The sequence below is a fragment of the Micromonospora sp. NPDC048871 genome (assembly GCF_043198155.1).
Lineage (GTDB): Bacteria > Actinomycetota > Actinomycetes > Mycobacteriales > Micromonosporaceae > Micromonospora.
This window is the reverse complement of record NZ_JBICUM010000014.1, coordinates 116,126-142,183: the sequence shown is the minus strand read 5'-3', so window position 1 is coordinate 142,183 and position 26,058 is coordinate 116,126. Positions and strand designations below refer to the sequence as shown.

Sequence of the window (26,058 nt, the reverse complement as noted above, 5' to 3'; positions counted from 1 at the left end):
GAGCCACCATGCCGCCGACGCGCCCCCTGTCGCCGCGCGCCTTCGTGCTCACCGGAGCGTTCCGGGTCATCTGCCGCAACCACCGTCTCCTGACCGAACTGGCCCGGCGGGACCTGCGCATCCTCGTGCTCTGCCCGGACACCTCGCGGGCGCAGGTCGAGGCGGTGCTCAGCCGGCCGGGCCCGGCCGCCGACCTGATCACCGAGGTCGCCTACGCGGCCGGGGCCATGGACCGGGAGTCCTCCTTCAACCCCGATGTGCTGGCGGTGCTGCAGGACTGGCGGGAACGCTACGAGGTGACCGGCCTGTACGCCATGGAGGAGACCCTGGTCGAACCCAGTGGCCTGGCCGCCGACATGCTCGGTCTGCCCTCCCCCGGGCTGCGCGCCAGCCGGGCCTGCCGCAGCAAGTACCTGCAACGCTGCTATCTGCCCGAGTTGAGCCCACCCTCGTTGACGGTGCCCGCGCACCGGCGGGCCACCGTCGACCTGCACGCCCTGAAATATCCGGTGGTCGTCAAGCCGACCGCCCGGCACGCCAGTTCGGGGGTCCTCGCCGCATACTGCCCGGAGGCGGTCGCCGACCTGCTCGGCGACTATCCCTCCCACGAGACCCTGCTGATCGAGCAACGGGTCGAGGGCCAGGAGTTCTCGGTGGAGTCGCTGGTGCAGCACGGCCAGGTGCGGTTCGCCGCGGTCACCCGCAAGGAGACCACCGAGACGCACGGACGCACCTTCGTGGAGCTGTCCCACACCATCCTGGCCGGTCCGGTGCGCATCGCCGGCCGGGAGGTGGGTGACCTGCTCACCGAGGCCAACCAGCGGGTCCTGACCGGCCTGGCCTTCGCCGACGGCGTGACCCATTCCGAGTGGCGGGTCACCGAGGCCGGGGAGCCCGTCCTGATGGAGATAGCGGCCCGTACCCCGGGCGACGGCATCTCGTTGCTCTACCACCTGGCCTGCGGGGTCCCCCTGGAGGCACCCATCATCGGGATCGCGCTCGGCGAACAGGTCGACTACCCCCGGCCCCGGCGCTGGGCCCGCCAGGTCTACCTGGAACACCAGCCGGGGGTGCTGCGGGACGTCACCGTCGACTGGCCGGGCGAGCGGGTGCGCTGGATCGGCGAGGCCGACCTGTGGCCGACCGTGCGTCCCGGTGAGCCGGGTGACCCGCCGACCCTGCGGGCGGTGCTGGCGCTCAAGCCGCCCGGCGCCGAACTCGGCCCGCTGACCTGCTCGGACGACCGGGCGGTGACCTTCCTGATCGATGCCGACGACGAGGCCGACCTCAACCGACTGGAGGAGCAGGTTCGGGCCGCGATCACCCTGACCGTCGAGTAGGAGCGACATGTTCATCACCACCGTGGTGGCGGACGCCTTCGCCACCAAGTGCTATCTGGTGGCCACCGCCGAGGGGGGCGACTGTGTCGTCGTGGACCCCGGCTACGGGGTGGCCGAGCGTCTCGGGCAGGCCCTGGACCGGCACGGCCTGACCGCCCGGGCGGTGCTGCTGACCCACGGCCACCTGGACCACACCTACTCGGTGCCGGCCGTCGAGGCCACCCACCGCCTGCCGATCTACCTGCACCCGGCGGACCACCACATGCTGGCCGATCCGTTCAGCGGACTGGGCGACGAGTTCGGTCCCCAGTTCGCGCAGCTGCTCGGCCCGGAATGGAGCTGGCGGCAGCCCCACGATGTGCACACCCTCAACGACGGTGACCTGATCACGGTCTCCGGTCTGGAGATAAGGGTCGATCACACCCCCGGCCACACCCCCGGCTCGGTGATGTTCAACCTGCCCGGCGACCGGCATGGCGAGTCGTACTGCCTGGTGGGTGACACCCTGTACGCCGGCACGATCGGGCGCACCGACATGCCCGGCGGCAGCCGGGCCCAGACCCTGCGCTCGCTGCGCGGCCTGCTGAGCAAGGCGGACCAGACGGTGCTGCTGACCGGGCACGGGGAGGACACCACGGTGGGCCGGGAACGGTTCGCCAACCAGTTCATGGTGCAGGCCTCCGTCTGGGACGGCACCGGCGAACCTCCCCGGACCATCATGGGCTGGAAACCCGGGCAACGAGTCTGACGACCCGGAACACGAACCGGCCGACCCCGCGGGTCGCGGGGTCGGCCGGGAAACGGTCGTTCGGGGTCACCAGAGCTGGGAGACGACCTCCGCCGCCTGCTCCTCCCACTGGGCGTAGTGGAACGGGTAGGCCGAGACCTGCACCGTCTGCGCCGCGGCGGTCAGCGGCATGTCCCGCCAGCCGTCGACGTTCTTGAGCGCCTGGAAGAAGGCGTTCGAGGAGTACTCCGGGTCGGTGATCTGTGCCTCCGTGCCCCAGCCGCTGGAGGGCCGCTGCTGGAACAGCCCCTGCGAGTCGTGGTCGTTGTACGCACCCAGGTGACCGAGGTTATACAGCTTCGACTCCTGCAAGGCGGTGGCGATGCCGATCACCGCGCCTCGTTCGCCGACGCCGGTCCGCTTGGCCACCTCGATGATGGTCTTGGCGTTCTGCCGCTGGGCGTCGTCCAGCGGCACCCGCGACTGGAGGCCCTGTACGCCGTGCGGGATCAACTCACTTCGGCTCGGCTTGCCGGAGGAGGCCCGGTCGGCGCGCTCGGTGGCGGACTCCGCCGTGGTGACGGCGGTCTCCTGGCCGGTGGCCTTGTCGATCGCCGCCACGGCGCCCTCGTGCGGGCCGTTGGCCAGCGGTGCGGCGACGGCCGTCGGGCCGAATGCCAGCCCGGCGAGGGCGGTTACGCCCACCACACTCAGCGTGGTCTTGCGATTCGGGTTCGTCGCGATGGCCGGGAGCCATCGAGTGAAGTCGAACTTCACGATGGTTGCCCTTTCGATCGTTACGAGCCGCTCGGGGTTGAGCCGCTCTCGGGGGAACTGCCAAGGCCGGCGGGGTGCCGGCGCTTTGGGGAGGTCAACCAGGACGATGTTTCCGTCATTCCGGAAATGCCCGCTGACGTGCAGGTTGAGAGCCGGCTCACCTCGCCGACCCGGACACCCCTGCCCAGGGACGACAGTCCGCCCACACCGTTACGCCGAAACGGTGGGGTCCACGGCGGCGGGAAACCGCCATCCCGCCGTAACGGAGTCGATCAAGGCCAGCACCCGATAGGACCGCAGCGCACCCGCCACCGGCAGGTCACCCGCCGTCTGCGGGAAGACCGAAGCGCACCAGTACGTGCCACAACTGCTTGAGGTGTTGCAGGGTGTCCGTGATCGGGCCCCGGTCGGCCCAGCGGTGCGGCTCGGTGACCACCGAGGCGGCGGCCCGGCCGATCAGGGCGGCGTGCAGGGGTTCACCCGGCCGGGCGAACTCGGCGTGCACCCGGGCGGCCAGGGGTGGGATGGCCGGCCCCCGGAATTCGGCGTCGACCTGGTCCACCGGCAGGGTGAAGCCGGCGTGCCACCGCAGCCGGAAACCGTGGCGTTGCGCGGCGGCGGCCAGGGCCGCACCGACCGGGGTGCCCTGGAACGAGGGATCGGCGACGAGTTCCCGCACATCCCGCCCCAGCCGCACCTCTCCGTGCACCTGGGCCTCGATGTAGTCGTCCAGGGCCCGCCCGGCGGGTGCCGTGGCGGGATCCTGCTCACGGTGGCGCAGCAGCCGCTCGGTGAGGACGACCAGGTCGATACCGGCACGACCCAGACACCCGCCGGTCGTCACCGTGGCGGTGAGCAGGGCGGCCACCACGGGGTCGCAGACCTCCGGGGTGCCGAACACGGAGGGGCCCAGATGGCTGTCGCCGAAGCAGAAGGTGGTGCGGTGCAGCACCTCGGGGCGCAACCGCAGATGGCAGGAGCCGAAGCGGGCAGCCGCCCCGTCCGGATGATCGAGCAGGTTCAGGCCCCCGTATTTGGGCCGCTCCGCCGGGCGCACCCCCGGCCACTGGTACGCCCCACCGAACATCCGCTGCTCCCACCGGTCCCGGTCACCGCCCGGGTAGGCGGTCAACCCGCCGTTGGAGATTCCGGTCTCGAACTGGCTGCGGTAGACCCCCTCGGTGGCCAGGGACTGCGCGACCGTGCGGCCGTCGGCCAGCAGCCGGTCGGGGTGGAAGTTGAGGGTGATCAGGCCCTGTCGGCCGATCGCCGCGACGAGTTGCCGCGGGTCGGCGCGGACCCCGGCGACCTCCAACAGCCGGGTGATGGTGTCCAACGCGGCGGATCGGTCCCGCAACGCCACCCTGCGTACATGTCGCAGGGCATGGCGCTGGGCCGGGGTCAGGGATGGATTCGGCTGCCGCGGGACGGCACCGGCGGCGGGTGGACCCGCCGCCGGTGCGCGTTCAGGATCGGTTACGGATGACACCGCGACAGGGTCACCCGACCGGTGGTACGGACGCATCCGGATTAACGGCCGAGGTCAGTGCCCCCGGGCCAGCCACTGCGGCAGCTGCGGCGCCTCGGCGCCGATGGTGCTGCTGTCACCGTGACCGGGGTGTACCACGGTCTGCGGCGGCAGGGTGAGCAGCCGGTCCCGGATCGAGTCGATGATGGTGCCGAAGTCGCTGTAGGAGCGACCGGTGGCACCCGGCCCACCCGCGAAGAGGGTGTCGCCGGTGAAGACGACCTCCTGGGTGGGGTCGTGCAGGCAACACGCGCCGGGGCTGTGCCCGGGGGTGTGCAGCACGGTCAGGGTGCTGCCGCCGACCTCGATCCGCTGTCCGTCGTGCAGCTCGCCGCCGGGCGACTGATCGGGGTGCACCATGTCCCACAGCACCCGGTCAGCGGGGTGCAGCAGCACCGGCGCACCGGTGGCCTGGGATAGCTGCGGGGCTACCCGGACGTGGTCGTCGTGGGCGTGGGTGGCGACGATCGCGGTGACCCGTCGGCCGGCGACCACCTTCAGGATGGCCTCCATGTCGTGGGGGGCGTCGATGACGAGGCACTCGGTGTCGTCGCCGACCACCCAGACGTTGTTGTCGACCTCGAAGGTCTGCCCGTCCAGGGAGAAGGTGCCGGAGGTGACGGCGTGGTCGATGCGGGCGGCCATCAGAAGACCACCACCGAGCGCAGCACGTCGCCGTGGTGCATCCGGGCGAAGGCCTGCTCGACCCCGTCCAGGCCGATCTCCTCGGTGACGAAGGCGTCCAGGTCCAGGCGACCCTGCAGGTAGAGCTCGGTGAGCATGGGGAAGTCCCGGCTGGGCAGGCAGTCGCCGTACCAGCTGGACTTCAGCGCCCCGCCCCGGCCGAAGACGTCCAGCAGCGGCAGCTCGACCCGCATCTCGGGGGTGGGCACCCCGACCAGCACGACCGTGCCGGCCAGGTCGCGGGCGTAGAAGGCCTGCTTCCAGGTCTCCGGCCGACCGACCGCGTCGATGACCACGTCGGCGCCGAACCCGCCGGTGGCGGCCTGGATCTCGGCCACCGGGTCGCTCTCGGAGGCGTTCACCGTGTGGGTGGCGCCGAACTTCCGGGCCCAGTCCAGCTTGCGGGAGTCCGTGTCCACGGCCACGATCGTCGTCGCCCCGGCCAGCAGCGCACCGGCGATCGCCGCGTCACCGACCCCGCCGCAGCCGATCACGGCCACGGAGTCGCCCCGGGTCACCCCGCCGGTGTTCATCGCCGCGCCGAGGCCGGCCATCACCCCGCAGCCGAGCAGCCCCACGGCGGCGGGCCGGGCGGCCGGGTCCACCTTGGTGCACTGGCCGGCGTGCACCAGGGTCTTCTCGGCGAAGGCGCCGATGCCCAGGGCCGGGGTGAGGACGGTGCCGTCGGTCAGGGTCATCTTCTGGGCGGCGTTGTGGGTGGCGAAGCAGTACCACGGGCGGCCACGGCGACAGGCCCGGCACTCGCCGCAGACGGCCCGCCAGTTGAGCACCACGAAATCGCCCGGGGCGATTCCGTCGACCCCCGCGCCGACCTGCTCGACGATGCCGGCGGCCTCGTGTCCGAGCAGGAAGGGGTAGTCGTCGTTGATGCCACCCTCGCGGTAGTGCAGGTCGGTGTGGCAGACCCCGCAGGACTGCACCCGTACCACCGCCTCGCCCGGCCCCGGGTCCGGCACCACGATGTCGGTGACCTCGACGGGTGCGCCCTTGCTCCGCGAGATGACGCCCCTGACCTGCTGGCTCACACTTTCCTCCTCCTCCGCGCCGACGCACCGCGCCGACGCACTGCGGCCACCCCGGAGAACCGGCGGCGCCGACGATCATTCCCGGAGGCGAACCTACCGCCGCCACCGCCCACCAGCACAGCTTCCGGGCGATCGGGCGACGCCTGCGGCCCGTCGTACCGACGTCGGGCGGCGTTACGCCACCGCAGCACCTGCACCACACCCACCGCCCACAGTAGGTACTGCAACGCGAAGGCCCACCGGTAAGCGTCCAGGTCGGGCACGTTCTGTCCGGCCGGGGTGGCCAGGTCGAGCACCACCCCTACGGCGAGCACCAGGATGATCGCCGCGACGAAGCCGCCGACGTTGACGATCCCGGTGGCGCTGCCGATGCGGTTCACCGGGTTGAAGGTGCGGACGAAGTCGAACCCGATCAGCGAACCGGGACCGTTGAAGGCCAGCACCAGGGCCAGCACGACCAGCAACCAGCCGGGGGCCCGTCCGGGCCAGGCCAGCACCACCGCCCAGGTCGCCGCGGTCAGCCCGACGATGGCGAAGACCAACACCGAACGGTGTCGGGGGAACCGGCCGCACAGATAGGCGACCGTCGGCCCGGTCACCAGCATCCCCAGGGTCAGCACGGTGAGCAGGGTGGCCGCCGCGGTGGGGGTGAGCCCCTGCCCCTGCACCAGGAACGGAAAGCCCCACAGCAGGGCGAACACGCTGCCGGAGAACTGGCAGACGAAGTGGGTCCACAGCCCCAGGCGAGTGCCGGGCTGGGCCCAGGCGGCGGCCAGCAGCCCACCCGGCGGTGTCGTGGTGGCGGCGGCCACGGCCACCCGGCCCGGGCTGTCCCGGATGGTGGCGACGACCACCAGCAGGATCGCCGAGGACACCCCGGCGACCGTCAGGAAGGCCGTGGTCCACCCGGTGTGCTCCAGCAACAACACCAGGGGTACGGCGCCGAACACCGCGCCGAGTTGCCCCAGGGTGCCGGTCAACTGCACCAGCAGCGGATTGCGGCGCCCCGGGAACCAGTAGGCCACGATCCGCAGCACGCTGATGAAGGTCATCGCGTCGCCGAGGCCGACCAGGATCCGGGCCGCCACGGCCAGGCGTACGTCCGTGACGAGGGCGAAGCCGAGTTGACCGGCGATCATCAGGGCACCGCCGGTCACCAGCAGGCGGCGGGAGCCGTACCGGTCGAGCAGCATCCCGACGGGTACCTGCATCAGCGCGTACACCCCTAGTTGGGCGACCGTGAGGGTGGCCAGGGTGGCGGCGCTGATCTCGAAGCGCTGGGTGGCCTCCACCCCGGTGACCCCGAGGGAACTGCGGTGGAACACCGAGGCGACGTACGCGCTCAGCGCCACCCCCCAGACCAGCATCGCCTGTCGGCGCGGCACGGAGGGCGGGTCGGCCAGGCTCACCGCAGACCCCGCAGCGCGCGGGCGGCGTTGTCGATGTGGGCGGCCACCGTGGCCAGCCAGGGTCCGGGGTCGTCCCCGTCGAGGGCGGCCAACTGGGCGGCGTGGTCGGTCAGCGCCATCTGCGCCCAGCGGGGTGAGAGCCGGAAGGTGGTCTCCCCCATCCGCAGTTGCCGGTCCCGCAGCCGCTGGTACAGCTCGGCCAGGATTTCGTTGCCGGCCGCGTCGACCACGGTGGCGTGGAAGGCCCGGTCGGCGGCCATCAGGGCGGTCAGGTCACCGGCGGCGTGGGCGGCGCGCATCTCGGCCAGCCGGGCGGCCAGGTCGGCGCGGATCTCCGCGCGTCGGGGCCAGACCTGCTCGGCGGCATGCACCTCGACCAGCCGGCGGGCCTCGATGACATCGGTGATCTCGCGGGCCGAGACCGGCAGGATCAGCGCCCCCCGCTTGGGATAGAGCCGCACCAGCCCCTCGGTCTCCAGCCGCAGCAGCGCCTCCCGCACCGGAGTACGCGACACCCCGGTCGCCTCGGCGATCTCCCCCTCGCTGACCAGCGACCCGCCCGGGTGGACCTGTTCCAGGATGGCCCGCTTCAGGTGCCGGTAGGCGCGTTCGGCGGCCGAGGGCACGGTGGTCCGGCCACTCGGGGAGGGATGCGTCATGTATCTATCATCCGCCCCACCTGTTTCAGCAGGTCCGGCGGGGGTGTGCGCTACTCCGGTCGTACGGCGGAGGGGGTGGGCGGCCGGGTGGAGCGGGCCTCGGCCCGGCCCAGGGCGGCCAGCAGGTGACCATGCCCGGCCGGCGCCACCCGGGCCAGCAGATCCGGCAGTCGGGCCGACCAGCCGATCAGGACCCGACCCCGACGGCGGGCCACCCCCCGCAGGATGGCCTCGGCGGCGATGGCCGGGTCGATGCTCAGCAGCCGCTCGAAGCGTCGGCGGCCGTCCTCGAACCGGGCCCGGTCCACCCCGCTGCCCACCCGGGCGTCGCGGGCGATGCGGGTCCGCACCCCACCCGGATGTACGCAGGTGACGCCGATGCCGTCGGCGGCGAGTTCGTGGCGCAGCGCCTCGGTGAAGCCGCGCACCGCGAACTTGCTGGCCGAGTAGGCCACCTGGCCCGCCGGGGCGATCAGCCCGAACAGGCTGCTGACGGCGACCAGATGCGCCCCGGGCTCGGCTTTCAGGGTCGGCAGCAGGGCGTGGGTCAGCTGGGCCACCGCCCGGAAGTTCACCTCCACCACCCAGCTGAACTCGTCGAAGGTCACCTCGTCGAAGCGGCCACCGAGGGCCACCCCGGCGTTGTTGACCAGCAGTCGCAGCCGGGGGTGCTCAGCGCGGATCTGCTCGGCCACGGCGGCGGTGGCCTGCGCGTCGGCCAGGTCGACCTGATGGGTGTGCACCGTCCGCCCGGCCGCCCGCAGTTCGGCGGCGAGGGACTCCAGGCCCTCGGGGTCGCGGTCCAGCAGGACCAGGTCGCTGCCCCGGCGGGCCAGGCCCCGGGCCAGGGCGACGCCGATGCCGCCGGCCGCCCCGGTGACCACGGCGGTGCCGCCGGTGAAGTCGAACCTACGCATCGACAGACCTCCGTGGTGCCGAGTCGACCCGGCTGAATCGGACCCCGGGATCGGTGAGCCGCCCGAAGCGCAGCAGCAGCAGATCCCGCAGGTAGTTCTGGTGCGCTCGCCAGGGTGCCCGGTGTCCCTGGCGGGGCAGGCGCTCGATCCCCCGGCGTACGTACCCGGAGCCGAGCCCGATCAGCGGTGCCCGACGGTCGTCCGGCGGGGCCGAGGGAGTGACGACCTGGGTGCCGGTGCGGTCCAGGTGACGCAGCAGCCGACACACGTACTCGGCCACCAGGTCGGCCTTGAGGGTCCAGGAGGCGTTGGTGTAGCCGAGGGTCAGGGCGAAGTTCGGTACCCCGGAGAGCATCATGCCCTTGTACGCGACCGTCTGCGCCAGGTCGACCTCGACGCCGTCCACCCGCAGGGTCATTCCACCCAGGGCCAGCAGGTCCAGCCCGGTGGCGGTGACGACCACCTCGGCGGGCAGTTCGGTGCCGGAGGTCAACCGGATGCCCGTAGCGGTGAAACCCTCGATGGTGTCGGTGACCATCCTGGCCCGTCCCTCGGCCAGGGCGGCGAACAACTCCCCGTCGGGATCCACACACAACCGCTGGTCCCAGGGGTCGTAGCGGGGGCGGAAATGCCGGTCGACGTCGTAGCCGGCCGGCAGTCGGCGGGCCACCCCCCGGCGCAGCAGGCGACGCATCAACCCGGGGGCCCACCGGCTGAACTGGTAGGTCAGGGTGACCCCCAGGAGGTTCTTCCACCGGATCAGGGGGTGGGCCAGCCGCGCCGGCAACCGGCGACGCAGGGCGTCGGCGAATCCGTCGCGGGCGGACAAGGCCAGCACGTAGGTGGGTGAGCGTTGCAGCATGGTCACCTCGGCGGCCTGCCGGGCCAGCGCCGGGACCAGGGTGACCGCGGTGGCGCCGCTGCCGATCACCACCACCCGACGGTCGCGCAGGTCCAGGTCGACCGGCCAGTGCTGCGGGTGCACGATCCGTCCGGTGAACCGGTCCTGCCCGGCGAAGTGCGGGGTGTGCCCGGCGTCGTACCGGTAGTAGCCGGTGCAGGCGTACAGGAAGGCGCAGGTGAGGGTGATCGGGTCGGCCGTGTCGGGGCGGCGGACCAGCACCGTCCAGCGGGCCTGCCGGCTGTCCCAGTCGGCCCGCACCACCCGGTGCCCCAACCGGATGTGCCGGGTGACGTCGTACTCGTCGGCGGTACGGCGCAGGTAGTCGAGGATGGTCGCGCCCTCGGCGATCGCCTTCGGGGCCCGCCAGGGGGCGAAGGAGTAGCCGAGGGTGAACATGTCGGAGTCGGAGCGTACGCCCGGATAGCGGAACAGGTCCCAGGTGCCGCCGACCTCGTCGCGGGCCTCCAGCACGGCGAAGGTCTTGTCCGGGCGGTGCCGACGCAGCTGGCAGGCCGCCCCGATGCCGGACAGCCCGGCGCCCACGATGAGCACGTCGAGGTGGTCCGGGGCCATCAGGTCTTCCTCCAGGTACGCGAGATGCTGCCTGGGGACCCTATCCGGTGGGGCGGACCAGGGCGGCCTGGCGGGCGGCGGTGACCAGGGCCGCTCAGATGTTGGCGGAGTCCGGCGGCACCGCCTCGGGCAGGGTCGGCGCGCCGGCCAGGGGCTCGGTGGCCCGGCCGGGAAGACCCAGGGTGTACGCGGTCATCGACAGCGACCCGTAGGCGTACCCGTCGACCAGCACCTCGGTGCCCTGCCCGGCCGCCCCGGCCAGACCGGCCAGGTAGAGCAGCGGGATGAAGTGGTCCGGGGTCGGCACGGCCAGCCCGAAGTCGCGGTGGGCGTCGAGGCGCCCGGCCTCGGTCGGGTCCTCGAGCATCGTCGCCTTGGCCGCCTCGTCGAAGCGTCGGGCCCAGTCGAAGCCCTGGTCGAGCAGGCGGCGGTCGACCCCGCCGAGGTTGTGCACCACGTTGCCGCTGGCCACCACCAGCACCCCGCGTTCGCGCAGCGGGGCCAGCTTCGCGCCCAGCTCCAGGTGGTAGTCGAGGCCCTTGAAGGCGTTGATGCTCAGTTGTACGACCGGGATGTCCGCCTGAGGGAAGGCGTGCACCAGCACCGACCAGGTGCCATGGTCGATGCCCCAGGAGTCCAGGTCGGCTCCCACCCAGGTCGGGTGCACCACCTCGCTGACCTCTTCGGCCAGCTCGGGCAGGCCCGGGGCGGGATAGCGGATGTCGAACAGTTCCTGCGGGAAGCCGTAGAAGTCGTGGATCGTTCTCGGGCGGGGCATCGCGGTGACCGCGGTGGCGCCGATGTACCAGTGGGCGGAGACCACCAGGATCGCCCGGGGTCGGGGCACCGACTGCCCGAAGGCCCGCCAGGCGGCGGTGTACCGGTTGACCTCCAGGGCGTTCATCGGGCTGCCGTGGCCGAAGAACACGGCCGGCATGGTGGACACTGTCTCGTCGCTCATCGCATGTCTCCTGCTGTGGCCCTCGCCGAGGGTATCCGGCCCGCCCGGCGGTGGGCGGGCCTGCGCCGATCCCGTACGCGACCGGGGTTTCCTCAGGCGGTCTCGCCCGGGGCCAGGTAGCGGTAGCCGGGGACGGTCTCGGCGAACCAGCCGTTGACGCTGGCCAGGCCCCGGGAGTTGAGCTGGGCGTCGTGGATCGGGAACACCTCGGCGGCGCCGACCGCGGTGGCGAAGTCGATCGCCTCGGTGAGCTTGAGCCAGGAGGCCTGCGCCGGGACCAGCAGGGTCCGCACCGGTCGGCCGGGCGGGTGCAGCGAGTCGCCCGGGTGGTAGAGCGCCTCGTCGACCAGATAGCCCAGGTTGGCGCAGTCGGGTTGCCCGCCGTGGATGGTGGCGTGCCGGCCACCGACCGCGGTCACCTCGAACCCGGCGGCGGTGAACCCCTGCCCCGGCCGCACCCGGGTCACCGGCAGGTGGACCGGTTCCGGCAGCACGGCACCCTCCGGTACGAAGACCGGCACTCCCAGACCGGCCAACCGCAGCACGTCGATGTGATCGATGTGTTCGTGGCTGACCAGTACGGCGTCCGCGCCGGCCAGGGCGCGGGGCTCACTCCAGGTACCGGGGTCGATGACGAGCACCCGGCCGTGGTGTTCGAGCCGGACGCAGGAGTGGGTGTACTTGGTTATCCGCACCTCGTGCAGGCTACGGCGAAGTGGGGCGGCGGGTGGTCCCGCTGCGCGGGGTGGAACGGGCCGCCGGACGACGCCGCGCCGGTGCCCGGTCGGCCGCCTCCTCGGCCACCGCGCACAGGTCGGTCAACGGGTCGACCGCCTGGGCCGCGCACGCCGCCCGGCGCAGCAGGGCCCGCAGGGTGGCGCCCTCCTCCTCGGTCAACGCCGCCATCAGGCGATTCTCGACCTGACACAGCGCCTCCCGCCGCTGCCGGGCCGCCGCCCGACCGGCCTCGGTGGGGACCACCAGCCGACTACGCCGATCGGCCGGGTCGGGGCGGCGCGCCACCAGCCCGTCGCGCTCCAGGTCGTCGATCAGGTACGTCAGCACGGTGCGGTCGATGCCCAACTCCTCGGCGATCGCGCCCTGGTTACGGGCCGGCTCCCGGTCGGCGGCGACGAGCACCTGGTAGCCGCGTGGCCCACCGGGCAGGTCACCGAGGGTGTGCTCGGCACCGCGCAGGTGGGCCCGGAAGAGGACCCCGAGCATCCACCCGAGGTCGTCGGTGATCAGGTCGGGGTGGGGGTCGTCGCCGGTCATGCCCACAGTTTAGTCCAGATCACAGATTTTATTGCACACACATGTTCTATCCGGCATAGCATTGGCGGTCCGCTCTCAGGAAGGACGACCGCGATGAGCGACTACGGACACGACCTGATCTTCGGATCGTTCCTGACCCCCGGCAACGCCGACCCGACACAACCGGTCCGGCTCGCCGTGCTCGCCGAGGAGGTCGGGCTCGACCTGGTGACCTTCCAGGACCATCCCTACCAGCCCGCCTTCCTGGACACCTGGACCCTGATGAGCTTCGTGGCGGCCCGGACCAGCCGGATACACCTGTCCGCGAACGTGACCAACCTGCCGCTGCGGCCACCGGCGGTGCTGGCCCGTGCCGCCGCGAGCCTCGACCTGCTCAGCGAGGGTCGGATCGCGCTCGGCCTGGGCGCGGGAGGGTTCTGGGACGCCATCGAGGCGATGGGTGGGCGGCGGCTGGCCCCCGGTCAGGCGGTACGGGCCCTGGAGGAGGCGATCGAGGTCATCCGCCAGATCTGGGACACCGAGACCCGGGGCGGCGTACGGGTGGACGGCGAGTTCTACCGGCTGATCGGCGCCAAGCGCGGCCCGGCCCCGGCCCACGACGTCCCCATCTGGCTCGGGGCGTACAAGCCTCGGATGCTCGCGCTGACCGGACGCCGCGCCGACGGGTGGCTACCCTCGCTGCCCTACCTGCAACCCGGCGACCTGGCCAAGGGCAACGCCATCATCGACGAGGCCGCCACCGCCGCCGGCCGCTCCCCCGCCGAGGTACGCCGCCTGCTCAACATCGACGGACGGTTCACCTCGACCGGCCAGGGCCCACTGCACGGCCCGGCGGAGCAGTGGGCCGAGGAACTGGCCGACCTGACCCTGACCGAGGGAATCAGCACCTTCATCCTGAGCAGCGACGACCCCGAGGACCTGCGCCGGTTCGCCGCCGAGGTGGCACCGGCCACCCGAGAACTGGTCGCCACCGAACGAGCCAGGTGATCACCCCGGTCCCCCATCTACCGTCCGGGTCGGGTACGCCCGGCGGCGTGCCCGACCGGGGCCGGCGTACGTCGACAGGCGACAGGTGTTCGGGTCGACGGACGGCAGGCGCCACCCCCGATTCTCCCTAGCGTTGGCCGCGCAGCAGCTCGATGTGCCCGGCAGGGCACCGGAACGCGGGGAGGATGCGGTGCGCGGCAAACTCATCTGGTCGGCCCTCGTCGGCCTGACCTGGGCGGCCATGATGTCGTTCGGCGGAGTGGCGGCCGAGACGGTGATGCTCTACCCGAACGTCTTCCACGACCCACCGGCCTCCCTGGACCGGGCCCGCGAGTTCCTCGCCGTCAGTGGCCCCAGCGACTACTTTCCCCCGCTGGGCGCCTCCGTGGTGCTGCTGAGCGTCGCCGCCACGGTGCTCACCTGGCGTCAGCGAGGTCTACGGTGGTGGATAGTCGCCGCGACCGTGGTCTTCGTCGCCTGCGAGTTCCTGTTCTCGGTGGTCTTCTTCTGGCCCCGCAACGAGATCATGTTCGTCGACCCGGCCGGCACCCACTCACCGGAGTACCTGCGCCAGGTCGCCGACGAGTTCGTCGCCGGGCACCGGGTACGGCTCGCCGGTGGGGCGGTGACCGCCGCACTGTCCTTCGCCGCCCTGCTGCGCTGGGCCCGTACCGGTCAACGCCCCTTGGTCGACACCGATGCCCGCAGCTGACCCGGCGGGTGACCGGGCTGGTCCGGCGAGGACAATTGGTGGCGGCGTTCAGCGAGCGAGGGCGGGCAAGGGTGGCGGGGATGACGGTGGCGAGTGGGTTGCGGGCCGACTGTGCCCGCTGCTTCGGGCTCTGCTGCGTCGCCCCGGCCTTCGCCGCGTCGGCCGACTTCGCGGTCGACAAACCCGCCGGGCAGCCGTGCCGCAACCTGGACGCCGACTTCGGCTGCGGCATCCACCCCCAGCTACGCGAGCGCGGCTTCGCCGGGTGCACCGTCTTCGACTGCTTCGGCGCCGGTCAGCGGGTGGCCCAGCAGACCTACGGCGGACGGGACTGGCGTTCCGCACCGGAGCAGGCCGCCCAGATGTTCGACGTCTTCGCGGTGATGCGGTCCCTGCACGAACTGCTGTGGTACCTGACCGAGGCACTGCGGTTGGGGCCACCGGCCGAACTGGCCGCACAGTTGTCCGCCGCACAGGCCGAGACCGACGCCCTGGCCGCCGGCAGCCCGCAGGACCTGCTGGCCCTCGACCTCGACGAGCACCGCGCGAAGCTCAACGTGCTGTTGTCGCGTACCGCCGAACTGGCCCGCGTCCGCGGCGGTGCCGACCATCGGGGTGCCGTGCTGGTCGGCCGGGACCTGCGCCGGGTGGACCTGCGGGGGGCCAACCTGCGCGGCGCGACCCTGATCGGGGCGGACCTGCGCGGGGCGGACCTGGCCCGAGCCGACCTGACCGGCGCCGATCTGCGCGGGGCGGACCTGCGGGGCGCGGACCTGTCCGAGGCTCTGTTCCTGCACCAGGCCCAGGTCGACGCGGCCCGCGGTGACCGGCAGACCCGGCTACCGGCCGGGCTGGACCGGCCCGCCCACTGGTCGGCCCTGCCGTTGACCCCCCGCCGCGCCCGGCGACGCTGACCCTGCCTTCTTGCGCTGGCTGCGGCCAGTGTCGGCCGGCAGCGCGACAAGCCTGCTAGGGGCGGCGGGTCACACCCGGGCGGCCCGCGCCTCGGTCATCCCCTGGTTGGCCAGGGCGTCCGCCCGCTCGTTCTCCGGATGCCCGTTGTGGCCCTTGACCCACAGCCAGGTGACCCGGTGCCGGGAGCAGGCCGCCTCCAACTGCTGCCACAGGTCGGCGTTCTTCACCGGCTGCTTGCCCGCCGTCAGCCAGCCGTTGCGCTTCCAGGAGGCCAGCCAACTGGTGATGCCGTTACGCACGTACGTGCTGTCGGTGTGCAACTCGACCGTGACCGGCCGGGTCAGGCTCTCCAGGGCCTTGATGGCGGCGGTCAGCTCCATCCGGTTGTTCGTGGTCGGGGCGGCCTCCCCGCCGCAGATCTCCCGCTCGTGGGTGCCGTAGCGCAGCACCGCGCCCCAGCCACCCGGGCCGGGATTGCCGCTGCACGCGCCGTCGGTCCAGATCTGCACGACCCGGCCGGTCCCCTCGTCCGCCATGACGCCCAACCTACCGAAGCCGCCCGCGCCGACGAACGACCGGCCGCGCGGGTCAGCGAACCGGCGAACCCCGCTCGCCCTCACCGGCGGCCTCCTCCGCCGACCGGCCCGGTGGAGGGTCGGATCCGACGACCGGCGGCGGCACCGTCCAGGCCGGTCGAGGCGACCGTACGATCCGCTGGCCCAGCCGGTCGCCGGCATCGCCCACGGTGGCGGTCAGCATCGGCAGCAGCCGGGTCGACCGCATCACCGCCAGATCCTCGGCCACTGTGGTGTCCCCGTCGAGGAACCGCAGCACCCGCGAGGCCGGATTGCGGTCGAACAGTCGACCGAAGAACTCCGGCCCGTCGACCAGGTCACGGTCCAGGGCCCGCAGCGCCACCGCGTCCATCCAACGATGCCGAAGGGGGTACGCCGGGGCCGGAACCGGTGGCCGCCCGGCGGCCAGTGCCCGGGCCACCTGGTCGGCCTGCCGGTACATGGCCGCGAAGGTGAACCCGGTGGACGGGCGGGTGGCGCCCCCGGCGGTGCCCAGGCGCACCACCCGGGGCGAGGGCCGGGCGACGAAGGGTCCGTCGGTCATCGGGATGACCCCGTTCTCCACCTCCGCGACCGTGAACCGGGCCGGGTCCAGACCGAGCAGGTCGCAGTAGCCGGCCAGGGCCCGGTCGTAGGCCGCCCCGGTGAGCAGGTGCGGAGAGAACTCGGTGTACTCGACCAGGGCGTACCGGTCGCTGACCGGCAGCACGTACCCGAAGGACACCCCCCGGGTCGGCTGCGGGGTACGGAAGTCCATCAGCACGGCCCGGGCCGGGTCGAAGGTCGGCCGGTCGGTCTCCAGCCACCAGCCCCGGAAATGCTGCAACCAGTTCGTCCGCCCGGGTCGCTCCGGAGGCCGGGGCCGGGAGTCCAGCACCCAACCGGCACGCAACACCGGCCGATCCGCGTCGCCGCCCACCAGCACCCCGTCGCCGTGGTCGGACAAGGTGTCGGCACTGGCGAGCACCCGGGTAGCCCTCAGGCGTCGTTCGGCCTCGGCAGCCCGGTCGTAGATCGGGGCGGACCGCAGCATCGCGTACCGCAGCGGGGCCACGTCCAGGGTGCGGTGCGTCTGGGCGGTGACCACCTCGACCCGCGACCAACTGGCGCTGAGCAACTCGTCCAGGTCGTTGCCCGGCCGGTCCCAGAAAGCCCAGGTCCGGTCCTGGCCGCGCCGATGGACCGGATCGACGACCGCGACCCGCAGATCCTGCACCCCATGCCGGGTCAGGGCGGCCAACACGAGCGACGCGGCGCCACCTCCACCGACCAGGGCGAGATCAACCTCATCCAACCGGCCCACCTCCCCCACCCACGCTTCCACACCCCCACCCAGGTGCAAGGAAGGGCCCCCGGTTAACGCCTGCGGTAGGGAAAGGGTCCCTTGTTAACACTTTCACCGCTGCAGCTATCCGCTGGCCCGAGGTGTTGCAGAACCGGCCCGCGCGGCGGCTTCGTGGATATCGGCGGGCTCTGTGAATGTCGGCGGGATCGATGGCGTCGGCGGGGGTGTAGACGGCCGTTGGCCGGCACCCGGGGTTCGGGTGCCGGCCAACGGTTTCCTGCTCCCCCTGTGGAGGAATGTCTGTCGGGTCAGCTGTTCCAGTGCTGGGCTACCAGGTCAGCGGCCTGCTGCTCCCACTGGGCGTAGTGGTCCGGGTACGCCGACACCTGCACGGTCTGCGCGGCCTTGGTCAACGGCATGTCCTGCCAACCATCAACCTGCTTGAGGCCCTTCAGGAACGCGGTCGTGGAGTACTCGGGATCGGTGATCTGCTCCACCGTGCCCCAACCACTGGACGGCCGCTGCTGGAACAAGCCCTGGGAGTCGTGGTCGTTGCGGTCACCCAGGTGACCCAGGTTCTCCAACTTCGACTCCTGCAACGCCGTCGCGATCGACACCACCGCGGCGCGTTCGTCCATGCCGTTCTTCTTCGTGGCCGCGATGATCGCCTTCGTGTTCGCGACCTGCTCAGCGTCCAGATCGATGCGGGACTGCCTGCCCTGCACACCATGCGGAATCAACTTGCCCGTATCGGGCTTGTCAGCCTGCACCGCGGCCACCGGACTCGACTTCACCGGAGTGGCGTCCGCCTGAGCAGCCACCGGGCCAGCGAAGACACCACCGGCGAGGGCCACACCAGCAATACCGAGCACACTGTTACGGAAGATCGAGTTCATGACCAAGCTCCATTCGGGGGTAGACACACACCACGAAAGGGGGATCGGGTGCGTGCAAACGCCATCAGGCGCTGAAAACAGGGGGGAAGAATCACCGGCTGACACACGGGGCCGGGGCACTTCACGCACGAGACCCGGGCCCTTCGCGGACCGGAGGGCTTCGCACGGGGCATGGCCCTTCGTGGCGCCGGGACCATGTACAACGACCGGCTGCCCGCCATCATTCCCGCCGGGCCAGACACTCACGGAGCCATCTGCCCAGCTCAGGCGGCCTGCATCGGCCGGTCAGGGATGTACAACCACCCGCCAGCCGCCACCATTCCCGCAGGCCCGGGGGTCGGGGCCCGGTCGGTTCGAATCGGGGTCCGGTCGGTTAGACCTGTGAGGCCGAGGCCGGTTGGCCCGTCCTACTCCATTCGTCGGTGGGCACAACGCCCCCGGCCCGTCGTGGATTCCGCGGCAGGCGGGCCGATCCGACCGCAGAACCGGACATCGGGGCGGTCAGCGGGCAGACGATACGAGCCCGCAGGCCCGGCGACCCATGCCAGGCGGCCTGGATCCTCCTCCGGGCGCGGATCGACGGTGGCTGGGCGGACGCCCCGTGCAGCGACGGGACGGCAACTGGCCCACGCCGTTACGCCGAAACGGCGGGGTCCGCGTCGCTGGGAAACCGCCATCTCGGCGTAACGGAGTCGATCAAGGCCTCAACTCGACAGGGCGAGCCAGGCACCCGCACCTAGGCGATCAACGGGCAGACCGATACGACGCCCCCAGGCCCGGACGACCCACGCCAGCGCGGCAGGACGCCCTCGCGGCCCGCGCGACGCGACGGGCGGGACGCCCTCGTGGCACGCGCGACGCGACGGGCGGGACGCCCTCGTGGCACGCGCGACGCGACGGGCGGGCAGCCGCGTCCACACGACCGGACGGCAGCCAGCCCACGCCACGGGACGGCAGCTAGCCCACGCGATGGGACGGCAGCGGGCCCACGCGATGGGACGGCAGCGGGCCCACGCCGTTACGCCGAAACGGCGGGGTCCGGGCCGGTGGGAAACCGCCATCGCGGCGAAACGGAGTCGATCAAGGTGTCAACCGGGCGGAGGGCGGGACGGGGACGCGCGGCGGCTCTGCCGACAGAGGCGAGAGGCGGCGATGTTCTGGCCGAGTCAGAGGGCCGGGGCCAATAGTGTTGGTGAAAGCGGAGGTGGCCCCCCGAACAGCGTCTCGTGCAGGCAGCGGACGGAAGTGAGGGAAGAGGCGGATGAAGGCGACCACAGTCCTCGTACCGGCAGCGGTTGGTCTAGCGCTCGGGGCCCTGATCCTGCCGGGTGCCGCGCTGGCCGACACCACCGTGTCGCCGGCGACCACCCCGGTCGGTGGCACCGCCGTGCTCACCGCGACGACCTGCGGCCCGAATTCCGGTGACGCGCTCTTTCATGTCACCGGCCCCGACCGTGACCAGAATGTCCGGTCCACCACCGCCAGGGCAGGCGGCGGGTTGAGCGCGGACCTGTTCACGGCCGGTTTCACAGTGGGTACGTATACCGTGGCGGCCACCTGCGGCGACGGTACGCCGGGCGGCAGGGCAACCTTCACGGTGACCCCGATCGGCGGCGCGCAGGCCGGGGGTCGGGCCGACGACGGCGGGGTGGGCATCCTGGCGGCCGGTGCCACCTTGTTGCTCACCTCGCTCGGCGGGGCGGTCATCCTGGCCCGACGCCGTCGTCACGCGGCCGAGGCCGCGACCCTCTAGGCGCCGGGATCCCCGACGGAGACCAGGCCGGTGGGGTGCAGGGGTGCACCCCGGCGGATCCGGGTTCGGCGGGCCCGGCGAGGATGGGGCCATGGCCCGACGTGACAGCAGATCAGCGCCCCGACCCGATCCGGTGGGAGTGTGCCCGTGTGGGCAGGGTCTGCCGTACGGGGACTGCTGCGGACGACTGCATCGGGGTGCGGCGCAGGCACCGACCGCGGAGGCCCTGATGCGTTCCCGGTACGCCGCCTTCGCCGTCGGTGACCCGGACTACCTGCGGCACAGTTGGCACAGCAGCACCCGGCCGGCGCGGCTGATCCTGGATCCCGGCCAACGGTGGACCGGCCTTGAGATCGTCGGCACCGAGCAGGGCGGCTTGTTCGACAGCACCGGCACGGTCGAGTTCCGCGCCCACTATCGCGACAATGCTGGCGCCGCCACGATGACCGAGCGCAGCCGTTTCGTCCGCGAGGACGGACGCTGGGTCTACCTGGACGTCGACCGGCCCTGACCCCGACCGCCCTCAGGCCGGCAGCCGCGGGAAGGTGCCGGGCACCGGGCGCCGTCGACCTCCGCCGAGCAGGCGCCACCGACCGCCGCCGAGGATCAGCACCGCGATCAGCAGGTACGGCACGGCGGCCAAGGCGAAGGCCGTGCCGTTGCCGCCCACGGTGGCCAGCACACCGAACCCGATGTACGTGGCGATGGTGATCACTTCGGTGGCCATTCCGGCCAGCGAGGTGACCGTGGCCCGGCGGGTGCCGGTGATCCGGGCCTGCAACCGGGCCTCGGCCAGCACCGAGGCGAGCTGGAATCCGCAGAACGCCCCGGCCAGCAGCAGAAAGCCGGCCGGATGCCGCAGCAACGCCCCGCCGGCCAGGGCCGACGCCGAGGCGGCCAGCAGGACGGCGTACCCCCGGGTGCTCAGCCGTTCGCCGACCGGGGCCAGCAGCCCACCGGCCACCTGGCCGACCGTCAGCAGCAGAAGCAGCAACGGCACAGTGGTCAGGGCGACCCCGGTGTCCCGGGCCAACAGCGGGGTGTACTCCTCAAGCGCACCCCAGATCGCGGTCACCGCCGCTACCAGCAGCACCCCTAGCCGTACCCCTGGATCCTGTCGGGCCTCGACCAGGCCGCTGCGCAGGCCCTGCCACCAGCCGGGCTCGTCGGCGGACCCGGCCTGTGCCTGTTGCCCGGTCGACGCGGCGGCGGCAAGGTGCCGGTGCTCGGGGAAGCCGACGGCGACGGCGGCGGCCGCCAGGCAGGCCACCACACTGGCCAGGCCGACGGCGGGATAGCCACCCTGCCCGAGTACCGGCCCGGCCAGCAGGATCGAAGCCAGTACGCCGAGGGTGCCGGCCGTGCGGGCCCGGCCGATGACCCGGGCGTAGCGGTCCGCCAGTCCCAGATGGTCGAGTTCGTCGTAGACCAGGGCTTCCAGGGCACCGGAGGCCAGGGCGGCACCGGCTCCCCAGAGGACGAACCCGAACGCGAAGGCCGGATAGGAGGGCAGGGTCGCCCACAGGGCGAACCCGGCGGCGGTGCAGAGCGGCCCCAGGCAGAGCATCAACCGCCGGGAGGTGGCGTCGGCCCACGCGCCGGAGGGCACCTCCAGGAGGATGCCGGCCACCGACCAGATGACGAACAGCGAGGAGATCTGCCCGACGGAGAGCCCGGTGTCGGCGAACAGCAGGGCGTACACCGGGTACAGCAGGACCAGGTCGGTGAGGAACGCGTACGCGTAGAGGGTGGACGCCAGGCGGCGGCCCCCGGCGGTGCTGGGGATCATGAGGCCTTCCGGGTGGGACGGGACGACGGATGGGCGGGTACGGCATCCGTCGGCGGCCCACGGCCTCGATCAGGGCATCAATGTCGCCGGTTCATGGCGGCGATGGTAGTCGGCGGCGCGGCTCGCCGCTGCCCCCTGTGGACACGGGGGCGGGGCCCCACCCGGGGCCCCGCCCTGCGCGTGGGTCTCAGCGGCGGGTCTCGTCGTCCGGCCGGGGCAGGATGATGGTCGACTCGCTGTCGTCGGCGGTGCGCTGGGTCGGCACCTCCGGCGCGGGCGTGGTGACCTGGGTGGCCTCCGGGTCGTCCTGCCGGGGCAGCGGGGTCGTCGGGTCACTGTCGCCGCCCGGGAGGCTGACCACCTGGGTGGCCTCCGGGTCGTCGTAGGCACCGACCTCACCGGCCCGGTCACCACGCGAAGCAGCCGCATCGGTCGGGGACGACGCGGGCGGCGCGCTGAAGGCCGGCTCGGTCGGTACACCGGCGGCCGGGGTGACCGGGTCGGGGTGGACCGGAGCGGCCGGGTCCGGGTGGGCGGAGGTGACCGGGTCGGGGTGGACCGGGTCGGGGTAGACCGGGGCCGCCGACTCGGTGGGGACCGGGGTGGCCGGGGCGGTCGGGCGCTGCTCGGCTTCGCGGCGGGTGGCGGAGTAGGCGCGGGCGTGCTCGGCGATGGTGCGCGACTCCTGCTCGGCGCGGGACAGCCAGGACTCCCAGCGGCTCTGCATCGGCCGGACCAGGCCCCCGCCGACCCCGACGACCAGGATCCCGCCGACGGTGGCCAGCACGGCGATCAGCACCGGGGTGGTCACGGCGGTGGCGACACCGATCTGGTTGAGGGCGGCGATGATGCCCAGACCGAGGATGAAGGCGGAGGCGATGGTGGCCAGCAGTCGGCCGTAGGACAGGCCGCCGAGGGCCCCGGAGATGATGTCCCGCACCGCGCTGGCGATCGCGGCGGCGACGACCACGATGACGATCGCGACGAAGGCGCGCGGCAGCCAGGCGATGACCCCGGCGATCAGGTCGGAGATCGGGTTCGACCCCCAGATGCCGAAGGCCAGGTAGAGAGTGAGCAGCAGCACCCCGTAGTAGGCCAGTCGGGCGACGATGTCGCTGGCGTCGTACCGGGAGTTGGCCAAGGCCCGGCGGATGCCGCCGCGTTCGACGGCCCGGTCGAAGCCGACCCGTTCCAGCAGCCGGTCCACCAGTTTCAGGACCGCCTTGGCGATCAGCCAGCCGGCCACCAGGATCGCCGCGAAGGCGACGGCGCGGGGCAGGAAGAGCAGTATCGAGCGGAGGGTGTCCCCCACCGCGTCACCGAAGTTGTCTCGCATCGAAAGGTCCTCCACGGGGGCGGGTGATACGTCCGGCCCGACCTACCCGGGTGGCTGAGGCAGGAAACGTGGCCGGCCTGAGCTCGGCGGACGTTTGATCCGGCCCGGCGGCGGAAAGTGTGCCGAGATGAGATGGGCCCGCCACGCCGTACCGGCAGCCGTCGCCGCGCTCGCCGCCGTCGCCACCCGTGACCTGCTGCAACGCGAACACGCGTTGCGGCGCAACTTTCCCCTGCTGGGCCGAGCCCGCTACCTGCTCGAATCGATCGGGCCGGAGTTGCGGCAGTACATAGTGGCCGGCAACAACGAGGAGCGGCCCTTCACCCGGGACCAGCGACGCTGGGTGTACGCCTCGGCCAAACAGCAGAACAACTACTTCGGGTTCGGCACCGACAACGACATCGAGTTCACCCCCGGCTATCCGATCATCAAGCACCGGACCTTCGGCCGGGCCGTACCGCCCTCCGCCCCGGCCCTCGGGCACGAGGTACGGCTGCCGTGCGCGAAGGTGCTCGGGGCGGCCCGGGGACGGGCCCGCGCCTTCCGACCGGAGTCCGTGGTGAACCTGTCCGGGATGAGTTTCGGCTCGCTGTCCGGGCCGGCGGTGGAGGCACTGAACCGGGGCGCGGCGCTGGCCGGGTGTCTGCACAACACCGGTGAGGGCGGGCTGTCGCCGTACCACCGGCACGGCGGGGAACTGATCTTCCAGCTCGGTACGGCGTACTTCGGCTGCCGGGACGAGCGGGGCCGCTTCGACCTGGCCCGGCTGAAGGACCTGGTGGCCGGGGCCCCGGTACGGGCGCTGGAGATCAAACTCAGCCAGGGTGCCAAGCCCAGCCTGGGCGGGCTGCTGCCGGGGGCCAAGGTGTCCGCGGAGATCGCCGCCACCCGGGGTATCCCGGTCGGCCGGGACTGCGTGAGCCCGTCCCGGCATGCCGAGTTCTCCGACTGCGACAGCCTGCTCGACTGGGTGGAGTTGCTGGCCGCCGAGACCGACCTGCCGGTCGGCATCAAGTCCGCCGTCGGTGACCTGGACTTCTGGACCGAACTGACTGATCTGATGCGGCACACCGACCGTGGGGTCGACTTCGTCACCATCGACGGCGGCGAGGGCGGCACCGGTGCCGCCCCACTGATCTTCACCGACTCCGTGTCGTTGCCGTTCCAGCAGGGCTTCACCCGGGTCTACGCCACCTTCGCCGAACGTGACCTGCACGAGCAGGTGGTCTTCGTCGGCTCCGGCAAGCTGGGCCTGCCGGACAACGCCACCGTCGCCTTCGCCCTCGGCTGCGACATGGTGGCCGTCGGCCGGGAGGCGATGCTGGCGATCGGCTGCATCCAGGCCCAGAAGTGCCACACCGACACCTGCCCGACCGGGGTGGCCACCCAGAACGCCTGGCTGACCCGGGGCCTGCACCCGGCCTCCAAGGCGGTGCGCGCCGCGCACTACGTCAAGACCCTGCGGCGGGACCTGATGAAGGTGGCCGAGGCCTGTGGTGTCGAACATCCCGCTCTGATCGACACCGACGCCGTGGAGATCCTCGGCGGCCGGACCACCTCCACCCCACTGCGGGAGGTGTACGGGTACCGCCCGGGCTGGGGCCTGCCGTCGACCGCCGACCGGGCGGCCATCGCGGAGCTGATGGCGTACGAGGCGCCCCAGGGCGGCAGCGCCACCCCCTCACCGACCGCCCAGCACTGACCGCTACCAGCGGCGCTTGAGGACCGCCCCCCGGACCGACCTGGGCGGCCCGGACAGGGCGGAGTCGACCTTCGGCTGCTCGGCGGTGGCGCTGAAGGGGCGCCGGACGCCGATCGCCGCACAGGCCGCGGAGAACACCCCGGTGACCGCACAGAGGAGCCAGACCCCTACCCCGATCCGGTTCCAGGCCAGCAGGCCCACCGCGGGGCCGAGGGCGAATCCCAGGCCGTACATGGTCTGGGCCACCCCGATGTAGCGGCCCTTGACCGGGGCGGGTGCGGTCGCCGCGTGGGCGAACATGGTCGGCCCGCTGATCATCATGCCGGCGACCAGGGCGAAGGTGCAGATGCCTACCAGGGTCAGCGACCCGCCGGGCAGGCCGTACCCGGCGATCCCCCCGGCGAACAGCAGGGTGCCCAGGCCGCCGGCGATCCCCGGTGGCCAGCGCCGCACCACCGTGGTGACCTTCAGCTCGCAGGTGATCAGGATGACCGAGGCCAGGGTGAGCACGGCGCTGTAGATGACGGCGGGATGACCGGCCGCCGCCAGGCTCAGCGGCAGTACGGCGGTGAACTGGGCGTAGATCATCGAGCTGAGCAGCATCGCCGCCAGGTAGACCAGGAACCGGGTGTCACGCAGCATGGTCAGGTACCCGGCCGCCGGGGTGCTCCCGGCCTCGGCCGAGTCCGGCCGCTCTGCGGGGCGGCTCCGACCGGGCAGCAGGGTGATCGCCAGTACGGCGTACGCCAGGGCGGTGAGGGAGTTGATCCAGAACAGCAGGTGCCAGTTGACCGCGATCGCCGCTGCGGCCAGCAGCGGACTTACCGCCGTTCCGGCGTTCATCGCGATCCGCATCATCGAGAAGGCCATCACCCGGTGCTGCTCGGGCATCAGGTCGCTGAGCATCGCGGCGGCGGCCGGCCGGTAGGCGAGGGTGGCCATCCCGGCCAGCGCGGTGACCGTCAACAGCGCCGGATAGCGGCCCGGCGTACTCACCCAGGGCATGAGCCCGATCAGCAGGGCGGAGCCGACCATGGTCACGGCGATGGTGGCGCGGCTGCCGAGACGATGGGTCAGCTCACCCCCGAGCACCGTGCCGGCCACCGCCCCGATGCCGAAGACACTCAGGCTCAGACCGGCCTGATTGACGGACAGGCCACGATGCACCAGGTAGAGCACGAGGAACATCTGGACGAAGGCGCCTAGCTGGTTGACGAAGACGCCCGCCAGCAGATACCGGACCGAGCGGGGGGTGGCCCGGAAGGACTCGATCACCCCGGGTGCCGTACCGGTCATGCCGGCCTCCTG

The 26,058-nt window shown here is 72.2% G+C and carries 25 protein-coding genes; 8 read left to right on the top strand and 17 right to left on the bottom strand.

Annotated features, from left to right (window positions below):
- The first annotated feature begins 8 nt into the window (after positions 1-8).
- Together ACGFIK_RS24560 and ACGFIK_RS24555 are read left to right on the top strand one after the other, a co-directional pair.
- On the top strand, positions 9-1,340 hold the full coding sequence (locus ACGFIK_RS24560; protein WP_327025866.1) for an ATP-grasp domain-containing protein: 1,332 nt from the start codon (positions 9-11) through the stop codon (positions 1,338-1,340).
- Between the two features lie 7 nt (positions 1,341-1,347).
- Positions 1,348-2,088, top strand: coding sequence for an MBL fold metallo-hydrolase (locus ACGFIK_RS24555; RefSeq protein WP_327025865.1), 741 nt, complete (start codon positions 1,348-1,350; stop codon positions 2,086-2,088).
- A 66-nt stretch (positions 2,089-2,154) separates the two neighbouring features.
- Here the strand turns inward: ACGFIK_RS24555 and ACGFIK_RS24550 are convergent, their stop codons facing one another.
- From ACGFIK_RS24550 to ACGFIK_RS24500, 11 genes are all read right to left on the bottom strand, one after another.
- Positions 2,155-2,844, bottom strand: coding sequence for a hypothetical protein (locus ACGFIK_RS24550; RefSeq protein WP_327025864.1), 690 nt, complete (start codon positions 2,842-2,844; stop codon positions 2,155-2,157).
- A gap of 319 nt (positions 2,845-3,163) precedes the next feature.
- Positions 3,164-4,207 carry a DUF3626 domain-containing protein gene (locus ACGFIK_RS24545; protein WP_327027111.1) on the bottom strand — a complete coding sequence of 348 codons (1,044 nt, stop codon included), beginning with the start codon at positions 4,205-4,207 and terminating at the stop codon, positions 3,164-3,166.
- Between the two features lie 180 nt (positions 4,208-4,387).
- Complete coding sequence (locus ACGFIK_RS24540; RefSeq protein ID WP_327025863.1) at positions 4,388-5,017, bottom strand: MBL fold metallo-hydrolase; 630 nt, start codon at positions 5,015-5,017, stop codon at positions 4,388-4,390.
- Positions 5,017-6,102, bottom strand: coding sequence for an S-(hydroxymethyl)mycothiol dehydrogenase (locus ACGFIK_RS24535; RefSeq protein WP_327025862.1), 1,086 nt, complete (start codon positions 6,100-6,102; stop codon positions 5,017-5,019). The genes ACGFIK_RS24540 and ACGFIK_RS24535 overlap by 1 nt, the downstream gene beginning before the upstream one ends.
- On the bottom strand, positions 6,099-7,511 hold the full coding sequence (locus ACGFIK_RS24530) for an MFS transporter (RefSeq protein WP_327025861.1): 1,413 nt from the start codon (positions 7,509-7,511) through the stop codon (positions 6,099-6,101). The genes ACGFIK_RS24535 and ACGFIK_RS24530 overlap by 4 nt, the downstream gene beginning before the upstream one ends.
- Positions 7,508-8,170, bottom strand: coding sequence for a GntR family transcriptional regulator (locus ACGFIK_RS24525; RefSeq protein ID WP_327025860.1), 663 nt, complete (start codon positions 8,168-8,170; stop codon positions 7,508-7,510). The genes ACGFIK_RS24530 and ACGFIK_RS24525 overlap by 4 nt, the downstream gene beginning before the upstream one ends.
- Positions 8,171-8,220: 50 nt before the next feature.
- Positions 8,221-9,087 (bottom strand): SDR family oxidoreductase, encoded by an 867-nt coding sequence (locus ACGFIK_RS24520; protein WP_327025859.1) that lies wholly within the window; start codon positions 9,085-9,087, stop codon positions 8,221-8,223.
- Positions 9,080-10,564 carry a flavin-containing monooxygenase gene (locus tag ACGFIK_RS24515; RefSeq protein WP_393341526.1) on the bottom strand — a complete coding sequence of 495 codons (1,485 nt, stop codon included), beginning with the start codon at positions 10,562-10,564 and terminating at the stop codon, positions 9,080-9,082. The genes ACGFIK_RS24520 and ACGFIK_RS24515 overlap by 8 nt, the downstream gene beginning before the upstream one ends.
- A 94-nt stretch (positions 10,565-10,658) precedes the next feature.
- On the bottom strand, positions 10,659-11,525 hold the full coding sequence (gene ygiD / locus ACGFIK_RS24510; RefSeq protein ID WP_327025858.1) for a 4,5-DOPA dioxygenase extradiol: 867 nt from the start codon (positions 11,523-11,525) through the stop codon (positions 10,659-10,661).
- A 92-nt stretch (positions 11,526-11,617) separates the two neighbouring features.
- Entirely contained in the window at positions 11,618-12,220 is a 603-nt protein-coding gene (locus tag ACGFIK_RS24505; RefSeq protein ID WP_327025857.1) for an MBL fold metallo-hydrolase, read from the bottom strand.
- A 10-nt stretch (positions 12,221-12,230) separates the two neighbouring features.
- Complete coding sequence (locus tag ACGFIK_RS24500; protein WP_327025856.1) at positions 12,231-12,800, bottom strand: MarR family transcriptional regulator; 570 nt, start codon at positions 12,798-12,800, stop codon at positions 12,231-12,233.
- Between the two features lie 93 nt (positions 12,801-12,893).
- Between ACGFIK_RS24500 and ACGFIK_RS24495 the strand changes: the two genes are divergently transcribed.
- The 3 genes from ACGFIK_RS24495 to ACGFIK_RS24485 all read left to right on the top strand — a co-directional run bounded on the left by ACGFIK_RS24495 (position 12,894) and on the right by ACGFIK_RS24485 (position 15,413).
- Entirely contained in the window at positions 12,894-13,787 is an 894-nt protein-coding gene (locus ACGFIK_RS24495; RefSeq protein ID WP_327025855.1) for an LLM class flavin-dependent oxidoreductase, read from the top strand.
- A 190-nt stretch (positions 13,788-13,977) separates the two neighbouring features.
- Positions 13,978-14,499: a DUF1772 domain-containing protein gene (locus tag ACGFIK_RS24490; RefSeq protein WP_393341523.1), complete on the top strand. Its 522-nt coding sequence runs from the start codon at positions 13,978-13,980 to the stop codon at positions 14,497-14,499.
- A gap of 80 nt (positions 14,500-14,579) precedes the next feature.
- Positions 14,580-15,413 carry a pentapeptide repeat-containing protein gene (locus tag ACGFIK_RS24485; RefSeq protein ID WP_327025853.1) on the top strand — a complete coding sequence of 278 codons (834 nt, stop codon included), beginning with the start codon at positions 14,580-14,582 and terminating at the stop codon, positions 15,411-15,413.
- A gap of 69 nt (positions 15,414-15,482) precedes the next feature.
- On the opposite strand, the gene rnhA is transcribed toward ACGFIK_RS24485, so the two are convergent.
- The 3 genes from rnhA to ACGFIK_RS24470 all read right to left on the bottom strand — a co-directional run bounded on the left by rnhA (position 15,483) and on the right by ACGFIK_RS24470 (position 18,170).
- Positions 15,483-15,950, bottom strand: a complete 468-nt coding sequence (rnhA, locus tag ACGFIK_RS24480; RefSeq protein WP_327025852.1) for a ribonuclease HI — start codon at positions 15,948-15,950, stop codon at positions 15,483-15,485.
- A gap of 52 nt (positions 15,951-16,002) precedes the next feature.
- Positions 16,003-17,292, bottom strand: a complete 1,290-nt coding sequence (locus ACGFIK_RS24475; protein WP_327027109.1) for a lycopene cyclase family protein — start codon at positions 17,290-17,292, stop codon at positions 16,003-16,005.
- A gap of 290 nt (positions 17,293-17,582) precedes the next feature.
- A complete protein-coding gene (locus ACGFIK_RS24470; RefSeq protein WP_327025850.1) occupies positions 17,583-18,170 on the bottom strand; it encodes a hypothetical protein in 588 nt (195 codons plus the stop codon).
- A 1,261-nt stretch (positions 18,171-19,431) separates the two neighbouring features.
- Between ACGFIK_RS24470 and ACGFIK_RS24465 the strand changes: the two genes are divergently transcribed.
- A complete protein-coding gene (locus ACGFIK_RS24465; RefSeq protein ID WP_327025849.1) occupies positions 19,432-19,923 on the top strand; it encodes a hypothetical protein in 492 nt (163 codons plus the stop codon).
- Between the two features lie 91 nt (positions 19,924-20,014).
- Positions 20,015-20,434, top strand: coding sequence for a YchJ family protein (locus ACGFIK_RS24460; protein WP_327025848.1), 420 nt, complete (start codon positions 20,015-20,017; stop codon positions 20,432-20,434).
- Between the two features lie 12 nt (positions 20,435-20,446).
- On the opposite strand, the gene ACGFIK_RS24455 is transcribed toward ACGFIK_RS24460, so the two are convergent.
- Both ACGFIK_RS24455 and ACGFIK_RS24450 read right to left on the bottom strand, forming a co-directional pair.
- Positions 20,447-21,712: an MFS transporter gene (locus ACGFIK_RS24455; protein WP_327025846.1), complete on the bottom strand. Its 1,266-nt coding sequence runs from the start codon at positions 21,710-21,712 to the stop codon at positions 20,447-20,449.
- A 187-nt stretch (positions 21,713-21,899) separates the two neighbouring features.
- Positions 21,900-23,048, bottom strand: coding sequence for a hypothetical protein (locus ACGFIK_RS24450; protein WP_393341518.1), 1,149 nt, complete (start codon positions 23,046-23,048; stop codon positions 21,900-21,902).
- 127 nt (positions 23,049-23,175) lie between these two features.
- On the opposite strand from ACGFIK_RS24450, the gene ACGFIK_RS24445 reads away from it, so the two are divergent.
- Positions 23,176-24,750, top strand: a complete 1,575-nt coding sequence (locus tag ACGFIK_RS24445; RefSeq protein WP_327025845.1) for an FMN-binding glutamate synthase family protein — start codon at positions 23,176-23,178, stop codon at positions 24,748-24,750.
- 3 nt (positions 24,751-24,753) lie between these two features.
- Here the strand turns inward: ACGFIK_RS24445 and ACGFIK_RS24440 are convergent, their stop codons facing one another.
- Complete coding sequence (locus ACGFIK_RS24440) at positions 24,754-26,046, bottom strand: MFS transporter (protein WP_327025844.1); 1,293 nt, start codon at positions 26,044-26,046, stop codon at positions 24,754-24,756.
- Positions 26,047-26,058 lie beyond the last annotated feature (12 nt).